The sequence below is a fragment of the Leptospira inadai serovar Lyme str. 10 genome (assembly GCF_000243675.2).
GTDB lineage: Bacteria > Spirochaetota > Leptospiria > Leptospirales > Leptospiraceae > Leptospira_B > Leptospira_B inadai.
In genome coordinates, this window is sequence record NZ_AHMM02000017.1 from 544,564 (window position 1) to 559,399 (window position 14,836).

General features: G+C 44.3%; 9 protein-coding genes. 5 read left to right on the plus strand and 4 right to left on the minus strand.

Annotation, left to right across the window (positions count from 1 at the left end; genetic code table 11):
* Positions 1-39 precede the first annotated feature (39 nt).
* On the minus strand, positions 40-1,428 hold the full coding sequence (locus LEP1GSC047_RS11880) for a flavin-containing monooxygenase (RefSeq protein ID WP_010413244.1): 1,389 nt from the start codon (positions 1,426-1,428) through the stop codon (positions 40-42).
* Between the two features lie 150 nt (positions 1,429-1,578).
* Here LEP1GSC047_RS11880 and LEP1GSC047_RS11885 point away from each other — a divergent pair, with 150 nt between their 5' ends.
* On the plus strand, positions 1,579-2,238 hold the full coding sequence (locus LEP1GSC047_RS11885; RefSeq protein WP_010413242.1) for a TetR/AcrR family transcriptional regulator: 660 nt from the start codon (positions 1,579-1,581) through the stop codon (positions 2,236-2,238).
* A gap of 151 nt (positions 2,239-2,389) precedes the next feature.
* Here LEP1GSC047_RS11885 and LEP1GSC047_RS11890 read toward each other — a convergent pair whose 3' ends face one another.
* The gene (locus tag LEP1GSC047_RS11890; protein ID WP_010413240.1) at positions 2,390-3,886 is read right to left on the minus strand and encodes an ABC-F family ATP-binding cassette domain-containing protein; all 1,497 of its coding nucleotides are present in this window, start codon (positions 3,884-3,886) and stop codon (positions 2,390-2,392) included.
* Positions 3,887-4,448: 562 nt separating this feature from the next.
* Here LEP1GSC047_RS11890 and LEP1GSC047_RS11900 point away from each other — a divergent pair.
* From LEP1GSC047_RS11900 to LEP1GSC047_RS11910, 3 genes are all read left to right on the plus strand, one after another.
* The gene (locus LEP1GSC047_RS11900; RefSeq protein ID WP_052580716.1) at positions 4,449-6,050 is read left to right on the plus strand and encodes an oleate hydratase; all 1,602 of its coding nucleotides are present in this window, start codon (positions 4,449-4,451) and stop codon (positions 6,048-6,050) included.
* Positions 6,051-6,261: 211 nt separating this feature from the next.
* Positions 6,262-7,266: an NADP-dependent oxidoreductase gene (locus LEP1GSC047_RS11905; RefSeq protein ID WP_010413231.1), complete on the plus strand. Its 1,005-nt coding sequence runs from the start codon at positions 6,262-6,264 to the stop codon at positions 7,264-7,266.
* Between the two features lie 272 nt (positions 7,267-7,538).
* The gene (locus LEP1GSC047_RS11910; RefSeq protein ID WP_010413230.1) at positions 7,539-8,396 is read left to right on the plus strand and encodes a VOC family protein; all 858 of its coding nucleotides are present in this window, start codon (positions 7,539-7,541) and stop codon (positions 8,394-8,396) included.
* Positions 8,397-9,248: 852 nt separating this feature from the next.
* On the opposite strand, the gene LEP1GSC047_RS22365 is transcribed toward LEP1GSC047_RS11910, so the two are convergent.
* Complete coding sequence (locus LEP1GSC047_RS22365) at positions 9,249-9,968, minus strand: alpha/beta fold hydrolase (protein WP_337587472.1); 720 nt, start codon at positions 9,966-9,968, stop codon at positions 9,249-9,251.
* A 425-nt stretch (positions 9,969-10,393) separates the two neighbouring features.
* Between LEP1GSC047_RS22365 and LEP1GSC047_RS11925 the strand changes: the two genes are divergently transcribed.
* Positions 10,394-13,504 (plus strand): efflux RND transporter permease subunit, encoded by a 3,111-nt coding sequence (locus LEP1GSC047_RS11925; protein WP_010413223.1) that lies wholly within the window; start codon positions 10,394-10,396, stop codon positions 13,502-13,504.
* Between the two features lie 165 nt (positions 13,505-13,669).
* Here the strand turns inward: LEP1GSC047_RS11925 and LEP1GSC047_RS11930 are convergent, their stop codons facing one another.
* Positions 13,670-14,836 (minus strand): Wadjet anti-phage system protein JetD domain-containing protein, encoded by a 1,167-nt coding sequence (locus LEP1GSC047_RS11930; RefSeq protein ID WP_010413221.1) that lies wholly within the window; start codon positions 14,834-14,836, stop codon positions 13,670-13,672.

Below are 14,836 nucleotides of genomic sequence, written 5' to 3' on the forward strand. Positions count from 1 at the left end.
TTTCGATTTTCGTTTCTTAATCTTTTCGGATAAACGAAGTTATCGTGCCATCGCCGATTCTTTGGAGCCCATTTTTGAAAACGATTTGTAAAGAACCTTATTTCCGCCGGGAGGTTTTCCGATGTCCACTCCCGCTTTTAATAGGTCCGATTTTAGATCCTTGCGGAAACCGTGATAATCCACTTCGACCGCATGACGTTGACCGCCTCCGAAACTAAAATGCGGGTGATCGATTTCATATTGAATGGCGGCTTTCAAATCCTTCGGTCTTTGATATTTTCCTAATATTTCCAAACAGGCCAATTTAGCCTGGTAATCGGCCATCGGCCAGATGCAACCTACCGGCTGGAATAAGCCGATAAAATAAAGGTTCGGATAATCCGCGTGCATCATCTTGCGGTAAAGGGGAATTTTTTCCACGTATTGAAAATCTATAAAAGATTTATCGAAAAATGGAAACGTAGTCCAAAATCCCGTGCATGCACAGATGATATCATAGTGTTCCCTCATTCCGTTAACGAATTCCACTTCCTTACCGTGCAACGCTTTGATAGCCGGCCTCGGCACGATTCTCCCGTGACGAATGAAGTCCAATAGATCGGAATTTAAAGTGGGATGGTGGCTGAGAGCCAGAGCGGTATTTTCCGGTAGTCCGTAATTTTTATAAGATCCTTGGAGAACATGAAGAAGCTTTGTCAAAGTATACTGCTTTATTTTCGCCGGGATCCAACTCGGAGTTAAGGCAGCGAATACGTCGGAGGGCATTCCGAATAAGAATTTGGGAAAAAACCATTGAGGGCTTCGCATGGAAAGTTTTACGCTTTTCGCGACTCTAGCGGATTCGACGGCGACGTCGCAGGCGGAGTTCCCACCTCCGATGATCAGTATGTCCTTCCCTCTCCATTCTTCCGTAACACCTTTAAAATCGTGAGAATGCAAAAACTTTCCCGTGAATTTTCCCTCGTATTCGGGATATTTCGGATTCCAGTGATGTCCATTCGCAACCATGAGAACGTCGAAGTTTTCCGTCTTCTTTTTACCGGCAGCATTCAAGAATTCGACCTTCCAGTCGCCTGTTTCCGTACGGGTTATCTTTTGAATCGTATGCTTAAACCGAATCTTCTCATACACTCCGAAATGCTTTGCGTAAGACTCGAAGTAAGCTTGTAGCTGCTTATGATTCGGATAATCAGGATAATCGTCAGGCATCGGAAAGTCTTCGTACTCCGACCAAACCTTAGAACTGATAATATGCGTATTTTCGTAAACGCTGGAGTGACCTGTCTTAGCGTTAAAAACCCAATTTCCGCCCACCTTGTCGTTTTTCTCGAAAACTACCACATCCAATCCGTACTGAACGCAATTTTTTCCCGCTGTAATTCCGCTGGGACCGGCTCCGACGACGCAAACACGTTTATTCGGCTGCATGAAATTTTTCCCTTCCCTTTTTATCCGTACATTTATTAATTTAGTTTAAAATCCAACAAATGTCATATTTTCAAATATCCTACTTTTGTCGGATTCCGGAGCAAGAAATTTTTCTCACCGTAAACATTCTAATTTAAAGAAATATAACAAATGTTAGATAATTCCGCTAAATCTCCCAAAATTTTATTAGAAGGTAAATCGCTTTCCCGTTCTAGGGCACCATTACAGGAACGCTCTCAATTGAGGGTTGCATTAGTTCTCGCAACCGCGGAAAGGATTTTGGAAAAAGTAGGCCCGGAAGAAACTTCGATACCGGAAATCGCCAAACAATCCGGTGTCCCGAGGGCGAGCATCTACCAATTTTTTCCCGATAAGTATGCCCTATTCACTCGGCTGGCGGAAATGCACCTGGCGAAGGTCGGCGAAATATTGGCCCGCAAGGGTTCCAAGGACGCGAATATTTCCTGGAGGAAATTAGTCGGAGTGCTGGTAAACGCCGCATCCGACTATTACGATTCCACTCCGGTCGCCGGCATGCTGATTCTTGGCGGCCCTTTTAGCAGGAACGCCTACCTTGCACAGGAAGTTACGATCGATACGATCGGCGCCGGAGTCCGGATACAACTTTCCAAACTTAAAAAGCCTTTGCATCTCCCTAAAAAACCGGATATCGCCACTCTAGGCGTAGAGATCGCCTTTGCCTGCATGAAAAGAGGTTATTATAAGGAAAATAGAATCTCCAGGGGGATCCGTGAGCAGGCAAAAAATGCCGTTAGCGCTTATTTTTCAACCTGGGCAACGCGAGAATGACATCACGATCGGGAGAGGAACTTAACGTTTCCCTAAAATTCTTAGAACGCATATAAAGTACCTATCGATGGACGAAAGATCCCCGAATTGAATGACGATTTCCGAATTTCAGTAAAGAAAATAAAGCAAGCGATCGGACCCGAAAGGTCTCTTAATAATCCTCATCCGCCCAACCTACATCCGACAAAAAGTCTTCGTAGGATCCGTCAAACGTACGAATCGTATTATTATCAAAAACGATTAATTTAGTGGCAACGGCTTTTAGATGCATTTCATTGTGAGTAACCATAATTACCGAACCGTCGAACTCGTCTATGGCCTCGATTAAAGAATCGCAAGACTGCATATCCAAGTGATTCGTAGGCTCGTCCAAATACAAAAGATTACACGGCGTAACCAGGATCTTTCCGAGCAGAACCCTACTCTTTTCCCCACCCGAAAGAACTTTAATTTTCTTTAATGCTTCGTCGTCGGAAAACATCAAACCGCCCGCTATGGTTCTCGCCAACCATTCCGAACAAGACTTGTCGGCATTCATAATCTCTTCGACGACGGTAGCGTTCTCGTTTAAATTCAACTTGTTGGTCTGTCCGAAATATCCTTCCTTTAGAGTAGGATGCTTCTGAACTTTTCCCCTAGTCGGCGATAATTCACCTGCCAGAAGTTTCAGTAGAGTCGACTTACCTTTTCCATTCTTTCCTATGATGCAGATCCTATCCCTCTTTCCCACCGAAAGAGAAAAATCTTCGATCAAATACGGCTCTTTACCGGTATAGGAAAAAGAAAGATCCTCGACCGATAGCATTTGGTTTGCCGCAAAAGGGGCGCTGTTAAAATATAATTCCAAATCCTGAATGGCTTCTAAAGCCTTCATCTCACCCTGTTTTTCCAATCTCTTTACTCTAGATTGGGCTCGACTGGCAAAACTGGCTTTGGCTTTAAACCGAGCGATAAATATCTCTTCCTGCTTTCTTTTCTTGGCTTCGTTTAATCTCGTTCTCTCGTAAATTTCCTCGGCTTGATTGATTTGATTGTAAAGCTTGTCGGTGTCTCCTTGGACTTTGATCGCTTTAGACCTATGAATCGCCGCCGTATGGGAAACGACACTGTCCATAAAACTTCTATCATGCGTAACCAGAATGATCTCGCCTTCCCATTCGCGAAGGAACTCCTCCAGCCAACGAATCGTTACGATATCCAAATAGTTATTCGGTTCGTCCAGCATCAGCAAGTCGGGCCCCGAGACCAGGAGTTTCGCGAGATTCATTCGGATCTGATACCCACCGGAAAATTCATCCGGATGTCTTTCCATGTCGGCTTCGGAAAAACCCAAACCGGAAAGCACTTTTTCAACCTGCCAGGTTTCGTATTCCTCACCTTCGGGAAGGCCGAGCGCGCACTCTTCCAACACCGTCGGTTTCGTAAATTTCAAGTGCTGCTGTAAATGGCCGATCTTATAACCCTTAGGGACCGTAATCGTCCCGGAGTCCGGTTCCACGGATCCGAGGATCATCTGGAAGAGAGTGGATTTACCGTGGCCGTTACGACCGACGAGCCCCAATTTTTCTCCACGGTTTAAACTTAGATTCAAATCCTCAAAAAGTGTCTTTGAGTTATACGTCTTCTGAAGGTTGGATATCTTGATCATCTACGATAGCGCTCACGGTTGATATTAATGCCAAGGTTTTAGATCGAGGTAAGATTTCTATTCGGATTTGAGCGGCAGAGCCGAAAATCCTAATCTTAAAGGAAAGACCGATCGGATTTTCATAATCGTATTCTTCAAACCGTGCAAAGTTCCGGATAAAAAAGGAAGAAAGCTAAAACCGTCGGCTCCGAAAAATTCCACAGACCCGAAAGGTAAAGATTGGAAGATCGTAGAATAATTTCGCGCTATCCCTAGGATTAAATGAAATGATCCAAACCTAAAAATTTTTCCAAAATTAAAGCGATACTTTCCATCCAAATATATGTTAAATAAATGATATTCAAAAATACTCGATATCGGATAGAAGGAGCCACCGCAGAATATCGCAGCCTCTCCATTGATAAAAATCACCGACAAAAGACAGGAAAGCTTTCCCAAAGTCAATTGTGCATTTGTATCACTTTATAAATATTGTATAATACGAATATCTCAAACCGCTTTAGTAATCGAACAAAACTCTTCCGATAGTAGGAATCGCAAAATGGGAACCGCTCGGGAAAAAATGAAAAAAGAAAAGAGACCGTCTTTAAATAGAAAAGAAAACCGCGCCTATTTAGTGGGAGGAGGCATCGCCTCCCTATCTGCTGCCGCATTTCTCATCCGAGATGCAGGATTTCCCGGCAATCGAATCAGTATTCTCGAAGAATCCGCGATAGGCGGCGGCAGCTTGGACGGAAGAGGAACTCCTCGAGAAGGTTACGTAATTCGGGGAGGTAGAATGATGAATTTGTCCTACCTTTGCACTTACGATTTGTTTTCGTCGATTCCATCCTATTCAGAACCGAAAATTTCCGTATATCAAGAAATTCTAAACTTTAACCGTAAAGTTAAATCCCATTCCTTAAGCAGAGTCGTAGAAGGCGGTCGAAAAATAGACGTATCCAAAATGGGATTCGATCATAAAAATAGAATGGAATTACTGAGTCTTTTCGTAAAATCCGAGAAAGCTTGCGGAGACGATCAAATTCGGGATTTTTTCTCCGATTCGTTTTTTGAAACGAACTTTTGGTATATGTGGGCCACCATGTTCGCGTTTCAACCGTGGCATAGCTTGGTGGAATTTAAAAGATATTTGCATAGATTCATTCACGAATTCCCGAGAATCAACACGCTCGCGGGCGTGGATCGAACCCCATTAAATCAATTCGATTCCCTAGTGTTACCTCTCCAAGAATGGCTTAAAGAAAAAGGCGTTAAATTCGAATACGGATGCAAAGTTACCGACGTCGATTTTCAAACGGATGCGAGTCAAAAAAAGGCGTTAGGAATTCGTTATACTCAGAGAGGTCGAATCGAAAATACTTCGCTTAACGAAGACGACCTGCTTTTGATTACGTTGGGCTCGATGACGGAAGGTTCGAGTTTAGGATCCATGAAAAAGGCTCCAAAATTGCTTTCCAAGAAGGATGGAGGATCCTGGCCCCTATGGGAAAAGATAGCGGGTAAAAATAACGAGTTCGGAAACCCGAAGATTTTCGACGAAAGAATTTCGGAATCAAAATGGGAATCGTTTACCGTTACATTCAAAGATCCGACTTTCTTCGATAGGATGGAGAAGTTTACCGGAAACAAAGCCGGAACCGGCGGACTCGTGACTTTTAAGGACTCGAACTGGTTGATGTCTGTCGTGCTCGCTCATCAACCTCATTTTCTAAAGCAACCTGCCGATATTCAAGTCTGCTGGGGGTACGGATTATTTCCCGATAAGCTGGGAAACTTTATCCATAAAAAAATGTCCGATTGCACTGGCGAAGAAATTTTACGCGAATTGCTCTGCCACCTTCGATTCGATGATGATCGTCAAAAAATAATAAAGCACGCGATTTGTATTCCATGCATGATGCCTTTTATTACCAGTCAATTCCTGACACGAAGAACAGGCGATCGTCCGGCAGTCGTTCCGACCGGCTCGGTTAATTTCGGATTCATAGGCCAGTTCTGCGAAATTCCGGACGATGTCGTCTTCACCGTAGAGTATTCCGTGAGAGCAGCCAGGATGGCCGTTTACTCGTTGTTGAATATCAAAAAAGAAATACCGAAAGTTTATAAGGATCCGAACACATTGAAGATTCTTTTCGAAGCGATTAAGACGATACTTCGTTAATAGTTTTAATATCAAACAAAAAGAAAATTACTTCTCTTTGATGCACTAAAACCGATTTCCTCTTATCCTGAGTAGGAAAAGCGATAAATTCATTCCGGAATCCTAGGATCGAAGCCCTCGCGTCGAAATGCTTTAGATTTTTTCTCGCTTTACGCGATTCCGGCTAGAGGATATAACAGCTTCGCGATTCTCGATGAGGAAATAAATCACAATGATCAATCACCAATACCGTCTTGCTGCTCGTCCCGTCGGCTTACCGAAACAGACAGATTGGACATACACCGAAGAGCCGACACGTTCTCCTTCCGATGGAGAAATTCTTGTTAAGATATTATATATTTCTTTAGATCCCGCGATGCGCGGATGGATGAACGACGTGAAATCATATGTTCCGCCGGTGCGAATCGGTGAAGTGATGCGAGCGGGAGCGATCGGTAAAATCATCGAATCCAAACATCCCGACTTCAAGATCGGAGAATACGTTTATGGAATTTTCGGAGTGCAGGAATATGCCGTCTCCAACGGAAAAGGCGTAACCAAAGTGGATCCCTCCTTAGCACCTTTGCCTACCTACCTCGGAACCTTAGGAATGCCGGGCATGACCGCTTACTTCGGACTCTTAGATGTAGGAAAGGCAAAATCCGAAGACGTCGTCGTCGTGTCCGGAGCCGCAGGAGCCGTGGGAATGCTCGTCGGACAGATCGCAAAGATCAAAGGATGCCGCGTCATCGGGATCGCGGGAGGATCCGACAAATGCAAGTACATTGTGGACGAACTAGGTTTCGATGCTGCAATCGACTACAAATCGGAGGATGTCAAGAAATCGCTTCGCAAACATTGCTTAAAGGGAATCGACGTGTATTTCGATAACGTCGGAGGAGAAATCCTGGACGCGGCCATGACTCGCTTGGCAAAACATGCAAGAATCGTAATATGCGGAGCGATCTCCCAATACAATAATACCGAAGCACCCCAAGGCCCGCGAAACTATATGGCCCTTTTAGTGTCTCGCGCAAGGATGGAAGGCTTCGTAGTCTTCGATTATGAAGATAGATATGCGGAGGCGATCCGGGAAATGTCCGGCTGGATGGCGGAAGAAAAACTAAAGTCCAGAGAGGACATCGTAAAAGGGCTTTCCACCTTTCCGGAAACGCTCCTCCAATTGTTTAAAGGCGGCAATACGGGGAAATTAGTCCTCGAAGTTGCCTCGGATTAAGCGGCCCGTTCGTTCCGTAGAATATATCCTCGCCTGACAAAAAAAGACTTGCTTCGATTCATAATATAACCAACAAGATATATAATGAATCTATTGGATTTTCGGGTATCCCCGTTAACGGGCGCCCGAAGCCGATTCTTAGCCGCGACCTCGCCTTAGCGTTCGGACCCCGTAGCCAGGCTAGAACCGCGTTTTAGGAAGAGCCTTCTCGCGACGGGGTCCAATGCGATCGGCTAAGTAAAACTCGTGGAAACGGAAAGTAAGGAAATACTATGAAAAAAATCACGCCATTCTTAATGTTCGATAATAATCTAGGGGAAGCGGTGGAACTGTATACCTCGTCCTTTCGAAATTCGAGGGTGGAGAGTCGGACCGGATCCGGAAAAACGATGCAATCCTCCGCCTTCTCTTTAAATGGACAGGAGTTCCTGACCTTCAACGGCGGGTCGCATTTTAAGTTCACCCCTGCAATTTCTTTTTTCGTAAACTGCAAAACCTTGGACGAAGTGGACCGGTTATGGTCCAAGCTTAGTAAAGACGGCTTCGTCCTCATGGAATTAAATAGCTATCCTTTCAGCGAAAAATTCGGATGGGTTCAGGACAGATTCGGAGTTTCGTGGCAACTGAATTTATCGAAGGAGGAAGAAAAAATCTATCCGTTCTTATTATTCTCGGGACAGCAGCAGGGAAGAGTGGAGGAAGCGATCGACTTCTATACTTCCCAGTTTCCCGATTCCAAGATCCTTAACATGCAACGTTATACGACAAGCGAAGGAGAAAAAGAAGGAACCGTTAAGCGATCCATATTCTCGCTTTCAGGCCAAGAATTTATGGCTGTCGATAGCCCAATTCCGCATCCGCTTACCTTCAGCGAGGCGATTTCTCTTTTCGTGAGATGTGAAACTCAGACAGAAATAGACGAACGATGGGAAACCATTTCCGTCGGAGGCGAAAAACAGAAATGCGGATGGCTAAAAGATAAATTCGGAGTAAGCTGGCAAATCATTCCGCCGACTTTGGGGGAAATGCTGCAAGACGAGGACCCTCAAAAATCGCAACGAGTCCTGCACGCGATGCTAAAAATGGACAAGATCGATATCGCCGAATTGAAGCGAGCCTATAACGGTTGAATTCGATCCCGACGAATACTTGGAATTCGTACGAAAAAACGATATGTCGGAAACGTATGAGATTCGCGGGGCGTTCCCACACGCTCTGCCGGTTTCATAAAAAACTTTCTCTAACTAGGTGTGGTCGGGCTACTACGGACTACGCGTCCTTCGTATCCCTAACGCAGCGACCCATAGGGAGCGAGTTAACGACTGCGCAAGCAAGTCGGTGCAATCGCCAGATTGCAAACGAGTGCAAAGTTAAAATCAAAACCGGCAACCATAATCGTAAGCGCAAATCAAATCAACATGCTGCATTCTAACGCAGCGACCCATAGGGAGCGAGTTAACGACTGCGCAAGCGAATCGGTGCAATCGCCAGATTGCAAACGAAATCAAAGTCAAAATCAAAACCGGCAACTACAATCGTAAGCACAAATAAAATCAACATGTTGCATTCTAACGCAGCGACCCATAGGGAGCAAGTTAACGACCTTACGAACGATCTTGCCTTCAACTCACAAGGGCTAAGGCGTCTATTTCGGATACTCTATTTAAAATCCCTATGAAATCCTCTATAAAGCGGTTGATCGGCAGAAAAGTCATTGCCAACGTTTCTATCTCCCCTGTAAAGAAACTCTGGAATTCCTTCTTTATCGCAGTTCATTCATCTTTAAACAAATTTCAGATAAATATTTTAATCGTAGGATTTCAAATATTTTTCCAATCGGAATCTCGAGCGGAATTTTATTTAAACCGTTTTATAAATTTCTAAAGTTTTTCCGTCGCGCCTAGATGCAGAGCGGAATATTCTCTTTTTGTACGTTTGGTCTCCGTTCCGCCTCGGGAGAATTTCAGGTATAAAAGCCGATATTAATTCGAAGACCCTAAAAAATCCTCGATTAATGCTGCGGTTAATTCGTGATACCTACTCTTTTCTTGAGACATTATAGCCTCCCCCAAATAATCTCCATGCCCGCCTGGCAGAATCAAAAGTCTGGAATCCGGGAACAGACGGACTAGCTCAACCGCATGTTCCGGCTTCGGAATATCTTTATCTCCGAGAAGCACCAGAACGGGAGCCTTAAACGAGCGAATCTCGCTCTCCTTAAGGTCCGGAAAATTGCGCATCCTGTCCACGTCCTTATCGAACATATTTCTTAATTTTTGAGGATCGGGATTCACCTTCAGAAACGCGTCCTTGAGAACCTGAGGCATATCCGAAAAAGTAGCCTGCTTCATAGAGGTCCAAAACTGAGGATAGGTTCCCTCTTTCTTCGTCATAGAAGAAGCAAACACCATCCTCCGAACTAATCGCGGATGACGTATTGCGACTTGCAAGGCCACGTTTGCACCGTTACTAAACCCGAGCAGGTCCGCTTTCTCCACTTTTAAAAATTTAAGAAGGGCAACGACGTCCTCTGCGGAAGTTTCAAACCTTACCGGTCCTTTCCGATCCGTCGTTCTTCCGTGAGCCTGTTCCTCTAGGGCGATTACTTTTCGATGCTTTGCGAATATCGGAAGAATCCTACTATAAGTGACTTCGATCGTCGATCCTCCTCCGTTCAGTAAAACCAGAGGAGTTCCCTTGATCGAGTCATAACCTTACCCACAAGTCTAATCAGTCTCCAGTCTTTCGATTCTCCGTCCCTGTTCAAACTCCATCATAACTCCCAATCGATCCGACCGAAGTCACGACTTCCGTCCTGTAGTATCTCGTTCAGAATGATCGGTAGATTCCCCGTCCTCTCTTCTCTGACTTCCGTCCTCTGGCTGATCTTGCGGGTAAGGTTATGACTGCCTATTGCAGATATCAGCCCTTCTTCGCTTTCTATCTAATAGCTAACTATCCGTAGAATCTTCCTTGAATCTCAGCGATTCGAGATACAATTAAAAATTTGAATTTCGATTTCGTTAGAATCCGGTCTTTTAAATTTGCTGCCTTTGTTTCTTCCTTCCCTTGACCTCACCGCGGTTTTTGTCAGTTTTGCCAAACAGACCGCCGGAATTAGGAACGAATGAGAGCAATTATAGAATCGTTTATTAAGAACCGATTATTTTTCTATCTAGGAACCAGCTTTGTTTTCCTAGCGGGAATCGTATCTTTGTTAGGCTTGCGTCGGGACACATTTCCAAATGTGGACATGAAGCAGCTCGTAATTACGACGAAGTTTCCGGGAGCGGCACCGGCCGATGTGGAGCTTCGGGTCACATATCCGATCGAAGAGAAAATTAAGGAAATTGACGGAATCGACGAAATACGTTCTTTTTCCAGGAATTCTGCGTCGGATATAGATGTTCGGGTTAGTCTGGAAGAAAAGGACCCTGAAAAAATTTTAGACGAGATTCGCCGTGCGGTTGACAATGCGATTTCGGAATTTCCGCCTCAAGTCACCGAAAAACCGAAAATCATAGAAAGAAAATCGAGTTCGTATCCTGTTTTGGAATTTTCCGTCTTTGGAGGGAAAGACGAAATCGAGCTACATACGACGGCGGAGTTTTTGGAGAGAGAGCTAGAAAAAATTTCCGGAGTGGCTCGTGTGGATGTCTTCGGAAAGCGGGATCGCGAATGGCAGATATTGGTGAACGCGAATCGATTGAAACAATATCAATTGGATCTTTCCGACATTACCACCGCGATTCGAAATCGGAATGTGAATTTACCGGCCGGGTCCGTGGATTCCGAAACGGCGTTCGACCTTAGAATCGACGGAGAATTTAGAAATCCATCGGATATCTATAAAATTCCGATTCGCACCAACGATCTTTTTTCCAAAGTCGAATTGGGAAGTCTTGCTCGAGTCGAAGATACTTTCGAATATCCCAGGTTTCTCGCGATCGCGAACGGGAAACAAGGCCTGATTCTCTCCGTAGTCAAAAAGGAGAGAGCAGACGCGATTGATGTAGCCGATCATGTGCGAAAACGTTTGGCCGAATTGAAAAAAACGGCTCCGCCTGAAATTAAAACGGTGACGTTAAGCGACGAAGCAAAGCGGACTAGTAAGCGTTTGGATATCGTTTCCAATAATGCCTTAATCGGATTTTGCATCGTTTTCGGTATCTTGTTTCTTTTCCTGGATTTCAGGACGGCTACAATTACTTCCTTATCGCTTCCCATTTCCATGTTGATGACCTTTGCCGTGCTTCCTTTCTTCGACGTATCCTTCAATATGATTTCCATGATGGGATTGATCATCGCTCTCGGAATGCTCGTCGACAACTCGATCGTGATCTCGGAGAACATTTACACATATCTAGGCAAGAACATGGATTCGTTTACCGCATCCGTTAAGGGAACTCTAGAAATGCTTGTTCCGATTTTCGGATCATACCTCACAACGGTTGCCGCGTTTCTTCCCATGCTTTTCATGTCCGGCATCATGGGAAAGTTCGTTTGGCAAATTCCTCTCGTCGTAATCGTCGCTCTGACTGCTAGCTTGATAGAATCCTTTTTATTTTTGCCGGCGCGGATTACCGCATTCGCCAAAACTCCGGACCAATTAAAGCGGACGACCGGTTTTAGAAAAACCTTGGACGCTTTCTTTCATAGAATGGAGGAGCGCTTTTCGGACTTCGTAGCCTTTACGTTGCATCATAAATATTCCTCTTTCGTAATCATCTTGATTTTGATCCTGGCCTCGTTCGTTGCGTTGAGCCGGATGAAGTTCATTCTTTTCCCTAAGGAAGATATAGAAATTTTTACCGTCAAAGCGGAATTTCCCAGCTCGTTTCGAATCTATCAAACTAGGGAAAAAATGAAATACATGGAGACAATCATTCAGAGTATTCCGCCGGACGAACTCGTGAGCTATTCCATTAAAATCGGAGTTCAACAAACCGATCCGGAAGATCCGCTTTCACGATACGGGGAAAATCTAGGCGTGATTTTGGTTTATCTGACCCCCGAATCGGAAAGGAAACGAAAGGCGGGAGAAATCCTTGCTTCTCTGGAATCAGATTTTCGTAAGACTCCTAGTTTAGTGGACGTTTATATGGAGGAATTCGGAGCAGCCCCTCCGATCGGTGCGCCGATTACCGTATCAATATTAGGAAAAGATTATAAGGATTTGACGAAAGTTTCCGGGGAATTGCAGACTTTTCTGAAGACGATTCCGGGCGTGCATTCGGTTAGAGACGATTATCGGTACGGTCGTAAACAGCTACAGGTTCGGTTGGACGAAGGCTTGGAAAGCTTTACCGGAGTTTCCACGTTTGCCGCGGCAAATATGCTTCGAACGGCGTACGACGGGGAACGGGCCGGAACGGTAAGAAAGGGAAGAACTAAGATTTACCTTCGAGTCGTGTACGATAAGGATTTTAGAAAAAATCCGGACGAGATCAAACATATTCCGTTGCGGAATAAAGCCGGAAACATCACTCATTTGTCCAAAATCTCCAAAATGGAGCTGGTGGATTCTCCGGAACTTCTATCTCATCGCGAGTTTGAAAGGGCAATCACGGTGAATGCCGAAATTAAAATCGATCAGATTACGGCCCACGAAGCGAATTCGAAAATTATCGAAGTCTTTAAACCTTTGATCGAACGTCAATATCCCGGAGTTTCGCTGGTATTCGGCGGGGAAGAGAAGGATACGCAAAGATCCATGGAATCTTTAGGAAAAGCGGGTCTCTTGGCCTTGTTCGGAATTTTTGCCATTTTGGCTTTGACGATGCAGAATTTTTGGAAACCGTTTCTGATTCTGAGTACGATTCCGCTAGGAATCATGGGAATCGTACTCGGGTTTCCCCTTTCAGGTAAGTCGATCAGCTTCCTTGCAATGATCGGAATTATCGGACTCGCCGGCGTGCTTGTAAACGCATCCATCGTTCTTGTGGATTGTATCGATTCGATTCAAAAAGGATCCTCGGATTCTATGGACGAAATTCTGCTGGAAGCAAGTCGAAGAAGATTTCGCCCGATTCTTTTAACAACGCTTACGACGGTTGCCGGAATCCTTCCGACGGCCTACGGGCTAGGAGGAACGGATCCGGTCCTGGTTCCTATGACTTTGGCTCTTGGTTGGGGGCTTGGATTCGGCACATTTGGGAGTCTACTTTATGTGCCGGTCACTCTCTCCGTTTTTCACCGGTTTGCTTCGAAACAGAGCAGACGGAAGACAGGTCATTGACGAGCAGAGTTTCCAGGTTCTAGAGAAAGATTCTTACGTTAACAGTGGATTTTTCCTCTACCCCTGTTGCCTTTCCTATACCGAGCAGCTTCAGTCCAGCATGAGCAAAGCGAACGCGTCCGTCTTCAGTCGCCTGCTAAGGGGTCATTTTAAAAATATAATGATCTATAAATAGAATAATTTTTCTTTAATATACTCATGGGGAATTCGCTCTTGCTCCAAACGATTTTTGGATCCTAAGGACCTTAGATATTCGCAAAGTTCCTTTTCGGATTCCGTCAAGTAATCCAATTTGGAAGACTTAGAATAAACTCCATCTACCGCAAAATTCCGAAATCTTACGAAAGTTTCCTTATCCATCAGAAAGGATTTAGTCTGGAAATACTGCTCTCTTAGTAAAGACAGGATTTCAAATCCTTGGACGTCTATGTCTCCCCAATACAAGATCTCCATTTTGTCCATCCAAATGCAGTCCTTAAGAATTCCAAGACCATATCCTTTTCCGAAAACGGCAATCGCTCCCGAAAGCTTCGGGAAAGTCAGGAAATTATCGATATTAGAAAAATTCGTCTTATTCTCCAGGATAAAAACACGGTGACATCCGGCTAGATGTAGATTGCGAAATTCGGAGATCGGAATACTTATATCCAATAATCCACCGCTAGATTCCTGGGCGATTTTCGGATCCAATATACGGAAACGAACCAAAGCTTCCGTCTTTTTCAATCCGTATCGGGATTCGAAATCCTTTCCTTCCAAATCGATATTCTCCGGAATTAAAAAATCCAAAAGGTTTCTAAGCACTTTTTTATTTTCTTCGATAAATTTTGTAGAAACAGGAATAGGTAATTCACGAATGTATAACTCAGGTCTCGGGTTTTTTATAAAAAAGCGACAAACCGTAAGAAGATCTTCCCAATTTCCCGATTCTTCGATTACAAGAGAGGGATTTTTCAATATCCACTCCTTAAGTCCGGGAATTTTGGATAGGATAAGGTTGCAATCCGATCGATAAGACGAAAATTCCTCTTCCTTACGCAAAAAACGTAAAAAATCATTTTCCTCTTCAAACAGTATTTTCGATGGAAGAGTCTGGGTCCCGAATTTTCTTGTTTCCCTTTGAAAAGAAACTAACAGGAATCCGAATCCTTTTTTTTCTTTGGATTCTTCTTTTAATTTTTCTAATAAAGACGAGTCGCGTATTACCTCTTCCGGGTCCGCTTTTCCCGCCGGAATTTCCCAAGGAAAAGATACCTCGCCCAGGATTACATGGTTCAAAACTTCATGATAGTATGATAAACATTTTTTACGAATTTCATCCGGAGAAATCAT